Raw genomic sequence first — 16,367 nt, 5'->3', positions numbered from 1 at the left:
GCGGCCATGACCAGCGCACCCGGGACCTCCGCGGACGTCGTCGTCATCGGCGCGGGCTTTGCCGGGCTCGCCGCCGCGCGCGACCTGCGCGACGCCGGGCGCAGCGTGCTCGTCCTGGAGGGGCGCGACCGCCTCGGCGGGCGCACCTGGCGCCGGCCGTTCGCCAGCACGAACCAGCCGATCGAGATGGGCGGCACCTGGGTCGCGCCCCAGTACCAGCCGTGGGTGGCCGAGGAGATGCGGCGCTACGGCCTGCGGCTGGCCGAGCACGCGCTCATGCCCAGCCGCTTCGTCTGGCGCTTCGACGGGGCGATCACCCCCGGCTTCCCGCTGTCGGGTCAGGAGCTCTACGAGCTCGAGCGGGCGCTGTACCGGATCATCGAGGCCGCCCACCGGATCGACGTCGAGCGTCCGCGGGACCTCCAGGCCCTCGCCGACCTCGACGTGTCGGTCGAGCAGTTCCTGCGGGCCGAGCCGATGAGCCGGCGGACGTACGAGTTCCTGTCCGCGTTCGGCTCGCTCGGCTCGGGCGCGGCGTCGGACGAGTGGTCCGCGCTGACCGCGCTGTCGCTCATCGCCGCGTCGGACCGCAGCGCCTACGCCTGGTTCGCGGCGGTCGTCGACAAGCTCGAAGGCGGCACGCAGAGCCTGCTCGACGCGCTGGTCGAGGACGGGGACCCCGTTCTCGAGACCTCGGCGCGCGTCACGCACGTCCGCCAGGACGAGGGCGCGGTCACCGTCACGTGCGAGGACGGACGCACGTACTCCGCGGGCGCGGCGATCGTGACCGCGCCGGTCAACGTCTGGCGCGACATCGCCTTCGATCCGCCCCTCTCGGACGCGAAGGCGGCGCTCGCCCGGGACGGCCATCCCAACCGCATGGGCAAGGTCTGGGCCCTGGTCGAGGGGGTGCCCGAGGACGCCATGGGCTTCGGCCCGGGCAACGACCTGCTGTTCGTCGCCCCGCAGTACCGGGTCGGCGACGCCGTCCTCATCGTCGGCTTCTCATCGCCGCCCTGCCTGCTGGACGTCACCGACGGCGCGGCGGTCGGCGAGGCGGTCCGGGCGTACTTCCCCGGCGCCCGCGTGGCCGCCGTCGACGCCCACGACTGGGTCGCCGACCCGTTCGCGCGCGGCGGCTGGCTGACCTACCGGCCCGGCCAGGCGACACGGCTCATGTCCGCGGTCCAGGAGCCCGACACGCGTGTCTGCTTCGCCGGCGCCGACATCGCCAACGGCTGGATCGGCTGGATCGACGGGGCCCTGGAATCGGGGCGTCGTGCCGCCGGGCAGGCGCTGAGCATCGCAAACCAGAACCACGGAGGCAGCTGATGGGCTCGGATTTCGACGTGATCGTCGTGGGAGGCGGCCTGTCCGGCATCCGCGCCGCGCGGGACCTCGGCGACGCCGGGCACTCGGTCCTCGTCCTCGAGGCCCGCGACCGCCTCGGCGGCCGGGCCTGGACGCGCCCGTTCGCCGGCCGGGAGGAGCTCGTCGAGATCGGCGGCACCTGGGTCGCGCCCGAGGTCCACCCCCACGTCGCCGACGAGATCGCCCGCTACGACCTCGAGCTCGTCGTCAGCCACGGCGGGGACCTGGACAGCCGCTGGCACTTCGGCGGCGAGCTCAAGCGCCACTTCCCGCTCGAGGGCGACGACATCTACGCCCTCGAGCGCACGCTCTTCCAGATCATCCGGGCATCGCACCGCGTCGACCCGGACCGCCCGCGCGACGAGCAGGACCTCGCCGACCTCGACGTGTCGGTCGAGCGGTTCCTCGACGACCTCGGGACGCCCGCCGCGGTGCGCGAGTTCATCTACATGTGGGCCGGGCTCGGCTCGGGCGCCCTGCCGGGCGAGTGGTCGATGCTCACGGCGCTGTCGCTCATCGCCGCGATGGACAACAGCGTCTGGGGCTGGTACGGCGCCGTCACCGACCGCTTCGTGATCGGCATGAGCGCGGTCGTCGACCTCCTCGCCCGCGACTCGGGCGCGAGGATCGAGCTGTCCGCTCCGGTGTCCCGCGTCGAGCAGGACGACGAGGGCGTCCGGGTCACGACCGCCGCCGGCGCGACGTACCGCGCCCCGGCGGTGGTGATCGCCACGCCGCTCGCCGTGTGGCCCGACATCGAGTTCAGCCCGGCGCTCCCCGAGGACAAGATGGAGCCGGCGCGCGCGGGCAACCCCGGCCGGATGAAGAAGACGTGGATGGTCGTCGAGAACCTGCCCCCGAACCTGTTCGCGTCCGGCTGGGGCACGGACTTCGTCCAGATGTTCCCCGAGCTCGAGAGGCCCGACGGGGCGATCGCGATGGGCATGTGCGCCCCGCCGAGCGAGCTCGACGTGTCCGATCTGGACGCGCTCACCCGGGCGGTCCGCCAGTTCGCGCCCGAGGCCGACGTCGTCGCCGCCGACGCGCATGACTTCGCCGCCGACCCGTACGCGAAGGGCACCTGGCTCGTCAACCCGCCGGGGATGCTGTCCGCCCACCACAGCGCCCTCGGCCGGCCCGAGGGCCGGATCGTGTTCGCGGGCGCCGATGTGGCGGTCCGCTGGATCGGCTGGCTCGACGGCGCGCTGGAGGCCGGAGCTCGCGCTGCAGAGCAGGCGCGAGCGGTGCTCGGCGGCGCCCTGCCGGTCGGGTAGGCGAGCGCTGCGCCGCCGGTCGTGTCGTCCCGTGCTTCGACGCAGCCGCCCCCCGGGCCGCTCGGCGCCGGCGCGGTCCCCGACCCGGCGCCGTGGCGGCGCATCGCCTCCTGGGCGGCGACGGCGATGTTCTGGGACTCGCTGCTGTACTCCGCGCTGGCGCCCGTCCTGCCGGCGTACGCGGATCGGCTGAGCCTCAGCGACGCCGCGGCCGGCCTGCTGTCGTCCGCGTTTCCCGCCGGGGTGCTGCTCGGGGCGCTGCCGGCTGGCGTGGCCGCCTCGCGGCTGGGCGGCCGCCGCACGGTCCTCTGCGGCCTGGTCCTCCTGGCGATCTCCGGGGTCGCGTTCGGGTTCGGCCAGACGTTCTCGGTGCTGGTCGCCGCGCGATTCCTGGAGGGGATCGCCAGCGTGGTCGTCTGGGCCGGCGCGCTGACGTGGCTGGTCGCGTGCACGCCGGCGGCGTCGCGCGCCGCGACGATCGGGCGCGTGCTGGGCGCCGGTGTCGCGGGCACGCTCGTCGGTCCGCTCGCCGGAGCGGGGATCGTGGCCACGTCGCCCCAGCTCGTCTTCTGCGTGCTCTCGGGCGGAGCCCTCGTCCTGGCGGTGGCGATGCGGCGCCTGCCGGCCGGTCCACCCGCCGCCGCGTCGGGCAGCGTCGCGCGCATCGCGCGCCCGGCGTACCGGCGCCGGGCCGCGGGCGCGATCTGGCTCGTCACGCTGCCGGCGGTGATGGTCGGCATGCTGCCCGTCCTCGGGGCGCTGCGGCTGGACGCGCTCGGAGCCGGCGCGGCCTTCATCGCGGCGACGTTCGTCGTAGTCGGGACCGTCGAGGCCGCGGGGACCGCGGTCGGCGGCAACGCCCTCGAACGGGTCGGCGCGCGACGGCTGACCGTCGGCGCCTACGCCCTCGCCGCCATGCTGATGATCGTCGCGCTCGTCCCGCAGACGGCCTGGCTGCTCGCCTGCTGCCTCGTCGCAATCGTCGCGCCCATCGCCCTGACCTGGACGCCGGCGATGCTGCGCCTGCGCGACGTGGTCAGCGCCGCCCGCATCGGCGACGGCCACACCTACTCCCTGTTCAACCTGGCCTTCGCCGGCGGGCAGATGGCCGGCGCGGCCGGCGGCGGGGTCCTCGCCGACATCGGGGGCCAGGCCCTGCCCTGGGGCGTGCTGGCCGGCGGCATGCTCGTCACGAGCGCGGCGCTCCTCGGGCGCTCGCGCGCGCCGGAGCGATCGACCACCACCTCAGAGGATGACCATGCAGCGACCTGACCCGGATCCGTTCGACGTGATCGTCGTGGGCGGAGGATTCTCCGGCCTGCGCGCCGCCCGCGACCTGCGCGACGCGGGCCAGCGCGTCCTCCTGCTCGAGGGCCGCGATCGCCTCGGCGGCCGGACCTTCCTGCGCCCGTTCGCGGGTCACGGCCAGGAGGTGGAGCTGGGCGGCACGTGGGTGGCGCCGAGGTTCCAGCCGCACGTCGCCGCCGAGATGGATCGCTACGGCATCGGCCTCGTCGAAGGGCAGACCGGCGTGCCGCGCTGGCGCTGGGGCTTCGACGCCGCGCCGACGTCCGCGTTCCCGCTCGAGGGCGACGAGATCTACGAGCTCGAGCGCGCGGTGTTCCGGATCATGGAGGCGAGCCACCGCGTCGACCCATCGGTCCCGCGCGACCGGCAGGACCTCGGCGATCTCGACGTCTCGGTGGAGCGGTTCCTGGCCGGCCTGCGCCTGAGCCCGCGCACGACGCGGTTCCTCGCCGCGTGGGGCACGCTGGGATCCGGCGCGCCGCCCGAGGAGTGGTCGATCCTCAACGCGCTGTCGCTCATGGCCGCCTTCGATCACAGCGCGTGGGCCTGGTGGGCCGGGGTGGTCGACAAGTTCGCCGGCGGGACCCGCACCGTGGTCGAGGCGCTCGCCCGCGACGCCGCCCCCGTGCTCGAGCTGGGCGCGCGGGTCGTCCGCGTCGACCAGCGCGAGCCCGGCCGGGTCGTCGCCACGACCGCCGACGGGCGGACGTTCGGCGCCGCGGCGGCGATCGTGGCGCTGCCCGTCAACGTCTGGCGCGACATCGAGTTCCTCCCCGCGCTGGGTCCCGCCAAGGCGACGCTCGCGCGCGACGGCCATCCCAACCGCATGAGCAAGGTCTGGGTGCTGGTCGACGGCGGGCCGACCGACACGATCTGCTTCGGCCCCGGGCAGGACCTGCTGTGGCTGTCGCCCGAGTACGAGTTGGACGGCGCGACGCTCATGGTGGGCTTCAGCGCCCCGCCCTCGCCGCTGGACGTCACCGATCCCGACGCCGTCGCCCGAGCGGTGGGCGCCTATCTCCCGAACGCCCGGGTGCTCGCCAGCGACGCCCACGACTGGAACGCCGACCCATTGGCGCGAGGAGGGTGGCCGGCGCACCGCCCGGGAACGCTCAGCCGCGACGCGTCGGCTCTGCAGGAGCCGGAGGGGCGCGTCTGCTTCGGCGGCGCCGACATCGCCACGCGGTGGATCGGCTGGCTCGACGGCGCTCTGGAGTCGGGGGCGCGCGCCGCGCAGCAGGCGCTGGCGGTCCTCCGCGACGCCTGAGCCGGTCCCGGGCTCAGAGGGCTCGGCCCGTGGACTCGCCCTCGAAGATGGCGGCCGCGGTGTCCCGGGGCGCGAGGGCGTCGCCGATGCAGCGGACGTCGGGCAGCCGGCCCTCGAGGTCGCGGTACAGCCGGTCCTCCGGCTCGCGGCCCATCGCCAGCACGACGCAGTCGACGGCGGTCAGCTCGCGCCGCGGGCCGCCCCAGACCCCGGCGAGCACGACCGTGTCGCCCTCGACCCGATCGACGTCGTGGGCGACGAGCGTGGTCACGCCGAGCGCGGCCAGCCGCGGCATGACGTGCGGCACCTCGAGGAGGTCCGCGGCCTCGCCGCCGAGGCGCTCGGCGGGCGTGACGACGTGGACCTCGACGCCCGCGGTGCCCAGGCGCTCGGCCAGGCCGAGCGGCGCGTAGCCGCCGGTCTCGTCGACGATCACCACGCGCCGGCCGAGCGCGAGCGGATCGCCGGCGGTCCCGTCGAGCGCCGCGTCGAGCCCGGCGGCCGCGACGACGCCGTCCAGGCCCGGGATCGCCGCGCGGTCGGGCCGTGACCACGACGCGCCAGTCGCCGCATGGCGCGCCCCCGTGGCCACGACCACGACGTCGGGCGCGGCCGCCAGGAGCTCGTCGGCGGATGCGTCGTGTCCGAGGACCAGCTCGCCCCCGGCGTGGGCGACGTCGCGGGCGAGGTCGTCGATCGCCCGCCACCAGGACTCCCGGGTCGGCAGCTGCGCGAGGCGGCGCAGGTGACCGCCGGGCCGCGCGGCCCGCTCGAGGACGCGGACCGAGTGCCCGGCGAGCGCCGCGGCCCGCGCGCACCGCAGGCCCGCCGGGCCGGCGCCGACGACCACGACGCTGCGCGTCCGCTTCGATCGGGATGGCCGCTGCGTCCAGCCTCCCTCGCGCCCGGTGACCGGGTTGACGACGCAGGCGACCGGCTCGCCCTTCAGGGCCCGGCCGACGCAGACGTTCGCGCCGACGCAGCGGGTCGCGTCGCCGAAGCGACCGGACCGTGCCTTCTCGACGAGGTGCGGATCGGCGAGGTGCGCGCGCGACATCGCCACGACGTCGGCGTGCCCGTCCGCGACGGCCCGCGCCGCCATCCACGGGTCCACGACCCGGCCGGCGACGAAGACCGCGGCGCGCTCGCCGACGATCGCCTTCGCCCGCGCGGCGAACGCGAGTGAGAAGCCCTCGGCGACGGCCATCGGGGCGATCGTGTGATGCTCGGAGTGCGACGAGCCGATCGACACGTCGAAGAAGTCGTAGACGCCCGCCGACGACAGGATCTCCAGCTGGGCCAGCGTGTCGTCCGGGGTGATCCCCGCCGCGCCGATCAGCTCGTCGTAGGTGAGCGTGAGCCCGACCGGGAACCCGGGTCCGACGGCGCCGCGGATCGCCCGCCCGATCTCGAGCGCCAGACGGCAGCGGCCGGCGACGTCCCCGCCGTGGGCGTCCTCGCGCCGGTTGTAGAAGGGGCTGAGGAACTGCCCGACGAGCCAGCCGTGCGAGCCGTGCACCTCGACGCCGTGGACTCCCGCCTGCTGCACCAGCCGCGCCGAGCGGGCGAAGTCGGCGACGATCGTCTCGATCTCGGCGGTGGTCAGCGGCAGAGGGGTCTCGCCGCCCGGGATGCCGACGCGCGACGGCGCCCGCACGGGTCCCCAGCCGTCGAGCCCCGCCGTGCTCGAGCTGACGGCGCCGGCGGCGAACAGCTGCGCGAAGAACCGGGTGTCGTACGGCTCGAGCGCCTCCACGATCCGGCCGAAGCCCGCCGCGTGACGCTCGTCGTGCGCGGACAGCGCCGTGCCGAACGGGCTCGCGCTGAGGCTCGTCGCGTTGAGCTGCTCGCTGAAGACGAGGCCGACGCCGCCGGCGGCCCGCTCCCGGTAGAACGCGACGTGCCGGTCGCTGACGTGTCCCTGCTCGCCGTACTGCAGCGTCATCGCCGACGTCATCAGGCGGTTCGGCAGTGTCACGTCGCCGAGGCGCAGCGGCTGCCACAGCGCGTCGAGGGCCGCGACGTCACGCTCGCCGGCGTCGACGTCGGCCTCGGCCTCGCGCGGATCCGATCGTCCGCTCATCGGCGTCCCCGTCCTAGACAATTGTCAAGCCGGTGGTCGCGGGTTAGGGTCCGGGCATGGCCAGCTCCGACCTCTCGGGTTCGCCGGCAGTGCCGGACAGCCGCGAAGCCCTGCTGGACGCCACCGAGCGCGTCATCGCCCGCGAGGGCTTCTCCGCGCTCACGTACCGCAGCGTGGCCGCCGAGGCCGGGGTGACGCACGGCCTCGTGACCTACCGCTTCGGAACCCTCGACGCCCTGATCAGCGAGACCCTGCTGCGCGTGGCGCGCAGGGCGGTGGACGGATCGGCGCTCGAGGCCCGCAGCGGCCGGATCGAGGACTTCGCCCGCGACCTCGGCCAACTCGCCGAGGAGGCGCCGGACGGCCAGGCCTTCCAGTTCGAGGTCGTCCTCGAGGCCCGCCGTCGTGAAGACCTCCGTGCCGCCGTGCAGGAGATGTACGACAACTACTTCGCCGTCGCACAGGACGCGCTCGGCCGCATCGGCGTCGACGACAGCCCGGCGATGACGCGGCTCGTCTTCGCCGCGCTGGACGGCATGATCCTCCAGCAGCTCATCTTCGGCCGCCGCGAGGACACCGACGCGCTCGTCGCCAAGCTGCACGAGGTGCTGCACGCGCTCGCCGCCGCCAGGGCGGGCAGCGCCCGCGATCAGCTGTAGACGAAGAACTCCTTCACCGCCTCGAGCACCTTCCAGCGGCCGACCGTCCCCTTCACGAACGCCGCGCTGTCCCCCGGGCCCAGCTCGTAGGTCTCACCGCCAACGATCTCCACGCGGACGCGGCCCTCGATGATGTAGATCGTCTCGTTCTTCTCGAACTCGGCCTCGTGGATGCCGGGCTGCTCCTCCGGACGGCAGACCCAGATCCCGGCCGCCACGTCGTCGTCCTGGCGCAGCCAGTTGACCACGCCCGCCTCGAAGGGCTCGTACGCGTCGCTGTCGACGCTCGTGGAGTAGGCCGGTGCCGTCATGTGGGACCTCGCTTCGTCGTCGTCAGGAGCTCGGCGTCCGGCGTCCCTGGCGGGGCGGGCCGGATGTTGCCGTTCAGGGAGAACACGTTCTGCGGGTCGACCTGCGCCTTGAGCCTCGACAGCCGGCGGTACTTCGCCTCGCCGTAGGCGGCGACCACGCGGTCGGCGCCGTCGTCCTCGGAGAAGAAGTTCGTGTACACGCCGCCCGACGCGTGCGGCTCGATGCGGCGATAGGCCTGGCGCGCAAGGGCGATGTGTTCGCCGGCGTACTCGTGCAGCGCCCAGCGGTAGTAGACGTTGAACGAGTACGCGGCCGCCCGGTCGCTGAAGGCGCTGTCGGACTCGGCGACGCGCAGCTGCGCGCCCCCGTGCGGGATGACCTCGATGACCGACTGGTCGTTCGGCAGCTCGCTCGCCCCGACGACGAGCGCCTCGACGACGCCGTCCCCGAGATCGTCGAGATAGCCGCCCTTCGTGTAGTTCGCCTTCCCGTGCCCCGAGACGGCGTCGTCGATCGTCTGCAGGTCGAGGTAGGGCATCGGGGCGAGCGTCGAGTGGACGGGGCGGGCGGCGTCGAGCAACGGCCGCAGCGCGCGCTGCGCCGCCGGCAGGTCGTCGTCCGCCCAGACCTGGAGCACCATCAGCGCGGGCCGGCCGAACAGCGCCGGGTCCATCCCGTCCATCTCCGGGATCCGCATGGCGAACGCCGTCGCCTTCCAGGCGTCGGGCTGCTCGAAGACCTGGCCGCGGTAGGCCTCCAGCACCGTGCCCGCCGCATCGATGGGCCAGATCGTGATGCCGACGGGAATCGCCGGGGGGAGCGGGTGGCAGCGGAACGTGAACTCGGTCACCACCCCGAAGTTCCCGCCGCCCCCGCGCAGTCCCCAATGCAGCTCGGGGAGCATGGTCTCGCTGGCGGTGACGCGGCTGCCGTCGGCGAGCACGACGCGCGCCGAGATCAGGTTGTCGCACGTCAGGCCGTACTTGCGCGTGAGCCAGCCCACGCCGCCGCCCAGCGCGAGGCCGCCGACGCCGGTGTGCGACACAACGCCGGCCGGCGTCACGAGGCCGTGGCGCCGGCACGCCCGGTCGACGTCGCGCAGCAGAGCGCCGCCGCCCACGGTGACGGTTCGCCGCTCCGGGTCGACCTCCACCGCGTTCATCGCGCCGAGGTCGATGACGAGGCCGTCGTCGCAGGTGGACTTCCCCGCGACGCTGTGCCCTCCCCCACGCACGGCGACGACGAGACCGCGCTCGCGGGCGAACGCCAGCCCGGCCACGACGTCGTCCTCGCCGGCACAGCGCAGGACCGCCGCCGGGCGGCGATCGATCATCGCGTTCCAGCCGACCCGCGCCTCGTCGTAGCCGGCGTCGGCGGGCCCGATCACCGGCCCGCGAGCACGCGCCCGGAGCTGCGCAAGATCCGCGGTCACAGGCCCCGCTCGATCGCGCCCTTGATCAGGTGCATCTCCGTCTTCCAGAGGTGGTAGTGCATCTCCCACTCGTCCTGGTCGGCGAACGGCCACCTCCATAGTGTGAGCGTGATGACGCTGACGTCGTCGCCGCGGCCGAGCCATGACCCGCGGCGGATGCGCGCCTCGACCGCCGGGCTGACCGACTCGGGCGTCTCGCCGATCGAGTAGTCGACCAGCAGCAGGTCGGGATACGAGTCGATCTTGACGTACAGGTCGCTGCCGTCGAACGACGACTGCCCCACGAACAAGTTGTCGCCGAGCGCCTTGCGGTCCTGGCTTCCCAGCGCCCAGTGGTTCTGCTTCATGCCGTCCGCCATGAACGCGAAGGCACGCTCGGCGGGAACGGCGACCTCGATGCTCGCGGAATGCGCGTTGCGGTCGTTCGGCGACACGTCGCTCCTTGGTCTTGCGATGGAACGGGTGCGAGGGCGGGCGGCCGTCCGTGGCCGCCCGCCTCCGCGGGCGTGAGTCAGATCAGCCGACGCCCCAGGCCTTCTCGTAGGCGGCCTTGAAGTCGATCGGCGCCTGGTACGGCTGGTAGTCCTGGTTGTGCTCGGCGTCGACGACGCGGATGCCCAGCCCGGAGTTGAGGTTCGGCTTCTTGCCCTCGTAGATGTTGATCAGGGCGTCCACCGCCGCGTAGGCCTCCCACTGCGGCGGATAGTTGAAGCAGACACCCAGGATCTTGTTCTCGAAGTTCGTCTTCGAGTCGTCCTGGCACTCCCAGCCGACCGAGATCGGCTTGTTCTGCGACCCGCGGACCGCCGCGGCCACGCCGGCCGGCAGCAGGGTCTCGGTGCCGCCCGGCCAGATGACGTTGATCTCCGGGTGCTGGAGCAGCGCCTGCTGGGTCTTCTGCTGGAGCTTCGGGCCGTAGTCGGCGCCCGTGATCTCGATGCGGTCGACGATCTCGCAGCCCGGGCACTTGCCGAGCTGCTTGCGGAACTCGTCGTTCATGACCTTGAACGTGTGGGCGTCGGTCTCGAAGATGTCGAGCACCTTGGCCTTGCCGTTCGTGTGGGCGATCGCCCAGTCCGCCTGGAGCCTGGCCATCGCCTTCAGCCAGTCCTGCAGCGTCCCCTCCGCATAGCCGACGGTGAACGCGAACTCCGGATCGGCGCCGGGCTGCAGCGTGTCGCAGTCATGGCCTTCGACGTTGATCACGGGGATGTTCGCCTTCTTGGCGTCCTGGAGCGCCGCCTTGATCGGCGGGCAGTCGGGACCGAAGGTGATGATGCCGTCCGCCTTGGCGTTGATGGCGTCGCGGATGCCGGCCAGCCACGCGTTCGGCGAGAACTTGCCGTCGACGACACGAACGTTCCAGCCGAGCTTGTCGCCGGCCGCCTGGACCTCCTTGACCGCCGCGGCGAACGACGGGATGCCCTGACCGAACGGGATGACGACGATGTCCTTGCCCTTCGGCGGGTTGGTGGCGCCCGTCGGCGGCTCCTTGAACGTGCCCGTCGGCCCGGATGCGGCGTCGAGTGCCTTCTGGGCCTCGGCGACGACGGCGTTGTCGCCGCCGGCCGTCGACGTCCCGGTCGACGTCCCCGTCGACGCGGCCGTGGAGGCACTCGTCGAGGTGCTCCCGGAGTCGTTGGAACCGCAGGCGGCCAGTGTCATCGTTGCGCAGAGCGCGAGCACCACCGCTGCGCCGCACCTCGTGCGGCGCACGAACGAACCAATCATTGACTTCTCCTCCTACTCCGAGGTCTCGGCGACAGTCCGCCCCGGCCGCGGTCGGCGCTCGGGACCTGTTCTTGACGCGCGCGCAGCGGTCACCGCTACGCGCCCTTTCGCTTGCGGCCCAGGTAGGCGGCAAGGCCCACGCCGATGATCAGCGCGGCTCCGTTGACGAAGTTGGTGACGTAGTCCTGCGAGCCGGCGAGGTTGAGGCCCGCGTTCAGCGCGGCGAGGAAGAAGATCGCCACGATGGTGCCCCAGACGTTGTAGCGGCCGGGCTGGATGGCGGCGGCGCTCAAGAACGCGGCGGCCAGGGCGGGCAGCGTGAACTGCTCGCCGACGCGCGGGTCCGCGCCGCCCGCCCGCGCGACCTGCAGGGCTCCGGCGCCGCCGGCCAGCACGCCGGCGGCGACGAACGACAATCCGATCAGGCGGTTGGAGCGCAGGCCGACCAGCCGGGCGGCGTCGAGGTTGGCGCCGACCGCGTAGAGGTAGCGCCCGAACGGCGTGTGGTTGAGCATGTAGTAGACGCCGAGGGTGACGACGATCAACAGCCATCCCGCCTTGGGGATCCCCAGCCAGTTGCCCGAGCCGAAGCTGACCACGCTCTGCGGGATGTTGGCCACGATCGCCACACCGCCGGTCTTGGCCTGCGTCACCCCGGCCAACAACGTCGCAGTACCGAGCGTGGCGATGATCCCGTTGACCCCGATCCGCGTCACCACGATCGCGTTGAACAGGCCCACGACCAGCCCGATGCCCAGGCCGAGCAGGATCGCCACCAGCACCGGGGTGCCGTTGGACATGGCGCTGGCGACGTAGATCGACGACACGCCCGCCGTCGCGCCGACCGACAGGTCCCACTCGTTGCAGGCGATCGGGATCAGCGCCGCCAACGCCACGATCGCCACCACCGCCTGGTTGCCGACGACCGCCTGGAAGTTGCCGACGGTCGGAAACGTGTCCGACGTCTTGGAGTACAACGAGAAGAACACGATGACGACGCCGAGCAGGATGACCAGCGCGTAGGCCTCCAAGAACCGCACGGCGCGGCCCTGGCGCTCGCTCGGCGGCGCCGCCACCGGGCCTTCCGGCACCTGGGCCCGTTGGGTGGCACTCATCGATGGGTTCCTCCCTGGACCAGTTGCTCGAGCCGGTCCGCTCGTAGGTCGCTTCCCCCGACTTCCGCGACCACCCGGCCGCGCTGGAACACCAGCACCCGCTCGCACAACCGCTCGAGCTCCTCAAACTCCGACGAGACGACGATCACGCTCGTCCCGCGCACCGTCGCCTCGCGGATGAGCGCGTAGAGCTCCATCCGCGCGCCGATGTCCACCCCCTGCGTCGGCTCGTCCAAAAGCAGGATCTTCGGCTCGCGCCGCAACCACCGCGCCAGGATCACCTTCTGCTGATTGCCGCCCGACAACGACCCGAACCGCGCGCGCTCCGACGCCGCCTTGACCAAGAACTCCGACATCACCCGCCGGCTGTCGGCCCGCTCGGCCCGGTGATGAAAGACCCCGTGGCGGAAATAGCGACCCAGCACGGTCAGCCCGATGTTGTCGGTCACCGGCAGCTCCAAAAACGCCCCATGCGCCACGCGATCCTCGGGCACATACGCCAGCCCCGCCCGCATCGCCGCCCGCGGCGAGTCCGGCGCCAGCGCCCGGCCCTCGAGCGTCATCTGCCCCGCGTCGGCGCGCCTGAGGCCGAACAGCGTCTGCAGAAGCGTCGACCGCCCCGAGCCGAGCAGTCCGGCGATGCCCAGGATCTCCCCCTTGCGCAGCGAGAACGTCACGTCGCGCAGCGCCCCGCCCTGCACGTCCTCACACGTCAGCACCACATCCCCGGTCGGGGTCGCCTCGGCCACCCCGCTCTCATGCGCCAAAGCGCGGCCCACCATCAGCTCCACCAGCCCGTCCTCGGTCATCTGCGCGCGCGGCACGGTCGCGACGAACCGCCCGTCGCGCAGCATCGTCGCGCGGTCGGCGATCTCCAACACCTCGTCGAAGCGATGGGTGACGAACATGATCGTCTGCCCCTCGGCCGCGTAGCGCTTGAGCGCGTCGAACAGCAGATCGACCTCGACCGCCGGCAGCGACGACGTCGGCTCGTCGAGCACCAGGATCCCGCTGTGCGCGTCCTCCTGGTCCTGCAGCGCCCGTGCGATCGCCAGCATCGTCTGGGTCGCGCGGCCCAGCTCGCTGACCAGCTGATCGGGGCGCGCGTGGATCTGGAAGCGATCCAGGAGCGCCTGCGTGCGCCGGCGCACCTTCGACCACGCGATCCGCCCCGCCGCATCCGTCTCGAAACCCCGGCCGATGTGCAGGTTCTCCGCGACGCTGAGCGCGCCGAACGTCGAGTTCTGCTGATGCACGAACCGCAGGTTCGCCTCGCGCGAGACGTCCGGCGTGATGCTCGTCGCGTCGTACTCGCTGTCGCCGACGAAGATGCGCCCAGCATCGGCCGGCTGCACCCCCGCCAGGATCTTGATCAGCGTCGACTTGCCGCTGCCGTTGCCGCCCAGCAGCGCATGGATCGTGCCGCGCTGCAGATCGAACGACACGTCGTCCAGCGCCCGAGTCGCCCCGAACGTCTTCGACAGGCCCTGGATGCGCAGAACGGTCTGCTGCGCGCCAGGCGCAATGGTCTCCGAAGCAGTGGTCAACGTCCGCAAGCCTCTCCGTCCGCACGAGTCCGTCGCTGCCGCGCTCGCGTGAGCGGCGCGCCCGGCGGCGGGTGGCAGGACCGTAGTCGGCGGCCTAGACAAATGTCAAGCCCGGGGCTGGTCAAATGCGTTCGACCGGCTCGGCCGGTGGCCGAGGCGCGCTCTTCCGGCGCCGGCGCGGGGGCCGAGCTGGTCAATGGTGTGGGAGGTATTCGGCCAGCTCCCAGTCTGTCACGTGCTCGGTGAACCGCCGCCACTCGTGGCGCTTGACGGCGAGGAACGCGTCGAGCAGGTCGCGGCCGAGCATGTCCGACAGGGCGGTGGACGCCCCGAGCGTGTCGAGCGCGTCGCCGAGCGACCGGCACACCGTCGCGGCGCCTTCCACGGGGTCTCCGCCGTCGCGCGGCGGCGGCGGCGAGAGCGCGCGGCGCACGCCGTCCAGCGCGGTGGCCAGCAGCGTCGCGGTGACCAGATGCGGACAGCCGCTGGCGTCGGCCTGCCGCGCCTCCAGGCGCGTCGCCGCCCCGCGCTGGCGCGGCACGCGGATGGTCACGAAGCGGTTGTCGTAGCCCCAGTCGGCGTAGAACCCGCACATGAGATCCGGCCGCAGGCGCTTGTAGGAGTTGACCGTGGGAGCCAGCAGCGCGGTCATCTCGACGTGGTGGTCGAGCAGGCCGGCGATCGCGTGATGCGCGAACGGAGCGAGCCCATCGCCGGCCGACGGATCGTCGAGGGCGTTGACGCCCTCGGCGTCGAAGAAGCTCATGTTCACGTGCAGGCCGCTGCCGCCGCGGTCGTTGAACGGACGGGGCAGGAAGGTGGCCCGCAGGCCCATCTCCGCCACCGTCTCGCGCACGAGCAGGCGCAGGAGGAAGACGTCGTCGCAGGCGGTCAGCGCGTCGCGCGGCGCGAGGTTGACCTCGAACTGGCCGGCGAAGAACTCCGACGACAGGCCCTCGATCGGCAGGCCGGCGTCACGCGCCACGTGGCGCAGCCGCCGCGCGACGCCGAGCGGGTCGACGTCGGTCCCGGTGCCGTACGGCCGCGCGCCGGGGACGTGGCACGCACGCCAGCCGCCGTCGCCGTCGGGCTCGAGGACGAAGAACTCGAGCTCCATCGCCACGGTCGGCGTCAGCCCCGCCTCGGCCTCCCACTCGGCCACCACCCGGCGCAGCAGGTGGCGCGGGTCGAGCGCGAACGGCTCGCCGTCCGGCCCGTAGCTCGACGCGAGCGCAAGCTGCTCCTCCGGCGCCCAGCCGGGGCGCAGGCTCGCCGGCTCGGCCCGCATGGTGACGTCGGGGAAGCCGCGATCGCCGGAGAGCCCGGGCAGGATCTGCGGCTCCACGTCGTGGCCGATCAGGTAGGTCGCGGCGGCCAGCGCGAAGTCGTCCTCGAGATCGCCGTGGCGGACGTACTTGCCGCGCGCGACGCCGTGGAGGTCGGGCATCACGACGCGGACGTCCGCGCCCTCGCCGGCCTCGCCTCTTCCCCATGAACGCCCCACCGACGGGAAGCTACAGTGCTGTCAGCGATGCTGTCAACAGTGTTGACGCAGCCGGTCCCGGCGCGGTCAGGCGGGGGGCGCTTCGAGCGCCGCCGCTCCGCCCGAGCGCGCCCGCTCGGCCTCGAGCCCGTCGAGCATCGTGTCGAGGCTCACCTCGAAGCGATGCAGCGCGTCGCCCTCCCACAACGCCCGGGCGTGCTCGACCGACACCGGGTACCGCAGGGGATCGAGCGCCGCGTACTCGCGCCGCCAGCGCTCGTAGAGCTGCTCCCGCTCACGCTGCGGAAGCCGCGACACCGGCGCGTCGATCGCCGCCGACCCGAGGCTCAGCCCGATGAGCGAGTGATACGCCGCCGCGGCCCGCGCCGGCGCGAACCCCGCCCGGTGCAGCAGCCGCAGCATCACCTCCGTCAGCAGCAGCTCGTTGCCCTGCCGCGGCGGCCCGGAGCGCACGACGTCGGCCACCGCCGGCTGCGCGAGGTACGCCGCCCGCAGCCGCAGGCACAGATCCCGCAGACCGTCACGCCAACCCACCTCCTCACCCGGATCGACGATCCGCCCGTCCAGCGTGCGATCGCCGATCGCGCTCAGCAGCTCCTCCTTGTTGCGGAAGTGCCGGTACAGCGCCGTCGGGTCGACACCGAGCGCGTCGCCCAGGCGCCGCAGCGTCAGCGCCTGCGGCCCCTCCCGCTCGACGAGCCGCATCCCCGCCTCCGTGATCCGCTCCCGCGAGAGCGCCGTCTTGCGCGCCACGGCGCGAGAGC

The 16,367-nt window shown here is 73.1% G+C and carries 14 protein-coding genes; 5 read left to right on the top strand and 9 right to left on the bottom strand.

Translation table 11 applies throughout. The features are described from left to right. Positions 1–6: 6 nt before the first annotated feature. The 4 genes from DSM104329_RS12060 to DSM104329_RS12045 are packed head-to-tail and all read left to right on the top strand — an operon-like array spanning position 7 to position 5,220. The gene (locus tag DSM104329_RS12060) at positions 7–1,332 is read left to right on the top strand and encodes a flavin monoamine oxidase family protein (protein ID WP_259315692.1); all 1,326 of its coding nucleotides are present in this window, start codon (positions 7–9) and stop codon (positions 1,330–1,332) included. Continuing rightward, complete coding sequence (locus tag DSM104329_RS12055; RefSeq protein WP_259315691.1) at positions 1,332–2,645, top strand: flavin monoamine oxidase family protein; 1,314 nt, start codon at positions 1,332–1,334, stop codon at positions 2,643–2,645. The genes DSM104329_RS12060 and DSM104329_RS12055 overlap by 1 nt, the downstream gene beginning before the upstream one ends. Positions 2,646–2,666: 21 nt before the next feature. Beyond that, complete coding sequence (locus DSM104329_RS12050) at positions 2,667–3,917, top strand: MFS transporter (protein WP_259315690.1); 1,251 nt, start codon at positions 2,667–2,669, stop codon at positions 3,915–3,917. Then, a complete protein-coding gene (locus DSM104329_RS12045) occupies positions 3,904–5,220 on the top strand; it encodes a flavin monoamine oxidase family protein (RefSeq protein ID WP_259315689.1) in 1,317 nt (438 codons plus the stop codon). Before DSM104329_RS12050 ends, DSM104329_RS12045 begins: the two co-directional genes overlap by 14 nt. A 13-nt stretch (positions 5,221–5,233) precedes the next feature. Here DSM104329_RS12045 and DSM104329_RS12040 read toward each other — a convergent pair whose 3' ends face one another. After that, the gene (locus tag DSM104329_RS12040) at positions 5,234–7,303 is read right to left on the bottom strand and encodes an NAD(P)/FAD-dependent oxidoreductase (protein WP_259315688.1); all 2,070 of its coding nucleotides are present in this window, start codon (positions 7,301–7,303) and stop codon (positions 5,234–5,236) included. Positions 7,304–7,359: 56 nt separating this feature from the next. On the opposite strand from DSM104329_RS12040, the gene DSM104329_RS12035 reads away from it, so the two are divergent. After that, positions 7,360–7,962 carry a TetR/AcrR family transcriptional regulator gene (locus tag DSM104329_RS12035; RefSeq protein WP_259315687.1) on the top strand — a complete coding sequence of 201 codons (603 nt, stop codon included), beginning with the start codon at positions 7,360–7,362 and terminating at the stop codon, positions 7,960–7,962. Here DSM104329_RS12035 and DSM104329_RS12030 read toward each other — a convergent pair. The 8 genes from DSM104329_RS12030 to DSM104329_RS11995 form a co-directional block, all read right to left on the bottom strand. Beyond that, positions 7,953–8,273: a cupin domain-containing protein gene (locus tag DSM104329_RS12030; RefSeq protein WP_259315686.1), complete on the bottom strand. Its 321-nt coding sequence runs from the start codon at positions 8,271–8,273 to the stop codon at positions 7,953–7,955. The genes DSM104329_RS12035 and DSM104329_RS12030 overlap by 10 nt on opposite strands. Then, positions 8,270–9,706 (bottom strand): FAD-binding oxidoreductase, encoded by a 1,437-nt coding sequence (locus DSM104329_RS12025; protein ID WP_259315685.1) that lies wholly within the window; start codon positions 9,704–9,706, stop codon positions 8,270–8,272. Before DSM104329_RS12025 ends, DSM104329_RS12030 begins: the two co-directional genes overlap by 4 nt. Further along, entirely contained in the window at positions 9,703–10,140 is a 438-nt protein-coding gene (locus DSM104329_RS12020; protein WP_259315684.1) for a hypothetical protein, read from the bottom strand. Before DSM104329_RS12020 ends, DSM104329_RS12025 begins: the two co-directional genes overlap by 4 nt. 82 nt (positions 10,141–10,222) lie before the next feature. Beyond that, positions 10,223–11,437, bottom strand: coding sequence for a sugar ABC transporter substrate-binding protein (locus DSM104329_RS12015; protein ID WP_259315683.1), 1,215 nt, complete (start codon positions 11,435–11,437; stop codon positions 10,223–10,225). Between the two features lie 95 nt (positions 11,438–11,532). Further along, on the bottom strand, positions 11,533–12,552 hold the full coding sequence (locus DSM104329_RS12010; protein ID WP_259315682.1) for an ABC transporter permease: 1,020 nt from the start codon (positions 12,550–12,552) through the stop codon (positions 11,533–11,535). Further along, complete coding sequence (locus DSM104329_RS12005; RefSeq protein WP_259315681.1) at positions 12,549–14,099, bottom strand: sugar ABC transporter ATP-binding protein; 1,551 nt, start codon at positions 14,097–14,099, stop codon at positions 12,549–12,551. Before DSM104329_RS12005 ends, DSM104329_RS12010 begins: the two co-directional genes overlap by 4 nt. A 193-nt stretch (positions 14,100–14,292) precedes the next feature. After that, complete coding sequence (locus DSM104329_RS12000) at positions 14,293–15,603, bottom strand: glutamine synthetase family protein (protein ID WP_259315680.1); 1,311 nt, start codon at positions 15,601–15,603, stop codon at positions 14,293–14,295. Positions 15,604–15,669: 66 nt separating this feature from the next. Continuing rightward, a complete protein-coding gene (locus DSM104329_RS11995) occupies positions 15,670–16,356 on the bottom strand; it encodes a TetR/AcrR family transcriptional regulator (protein WP_259315679.1) in 687 nt (228 codons plus the stop codon). Positions 16,357–16,367 lie beyond the last annotated feature (11 nt).

Origin of the sequence: Capillimicrobium parvum, assembly GCF_021172045.1 — a bacterium.
In the GTDB taxonomy this organism is placed as follows: domain Bacteria; phylum Actinomycetota; class Thermoleophilia; order Solirubrobacterales; family Solirubrobacteraceae; genus Capillimicrobium; species Capillimicrobium parvum.
Note: the sequence above shows the minus strand (reverse complement) of the source record. Positions and strands in the feature narration are given on the sequence as shown.

Bases quoted from the DNA above. Each gene is read 5' to 3' on its own strand.
- DSM104329_RS12060 (WP_259315692.1), top strand. From the start codon at position 7: ATGACCAGCGCACCCGGGACCTCCGCGGACGTCGTCGTCATCGGCGCG.
- DSM104329_RS12055 (WP_259315691.1), top strand. From the start codon at position 1,332: ATGGGCTCGGATTTCGACGTGATCGTCGTGGGAGGCGGCCTGTCCGGC.
- DSM104329_RS12045 (WP_259315689.1), top strand. From the start codon at position 3,904: ATGCAGCGACCTGACCCGGATCCGTTCGACGTGATCGTCGTGGGCGGA.
- DSM104329_RS12040 (WP_259315688.1), bottom strand. From the start codon at position 7,303: ATGAGCGGACGATCGGATCCGCGCGAGGCCGAGGCCGACGTCGACGCC.
- DSM104329_RS12035 (WP_259315687.1), top strand. From the start codon at position 7,360: ATGGCCAGCTCCGACCTCTCGGGTTCGCCGGCAGTGCCGGACAGCCGC.
- DSM104329_RS12030 (WP_259315686.1), bottom strand. From the start codon at position 8,273: ATGACGGCACCGGCCTACTCCACGAGCGTCGACAGCGACGCGTACGAG.
- DSM104329_RS12015 (WP_259315683.1), bottom strand. From the start codon at position 11,437: ATGATTGGTTCGTTCGTGCGCCGCACGAGGTGCGGCGCAGCGGTGGTG.
- DSM104329_RS12010 (WP_259315682.1), bottom strand. From the start codon at position 12,552: ATGAGTGCCACCCAACGGGCCCAGGTGCCGGAAGGCCCGGTGGCGGCG.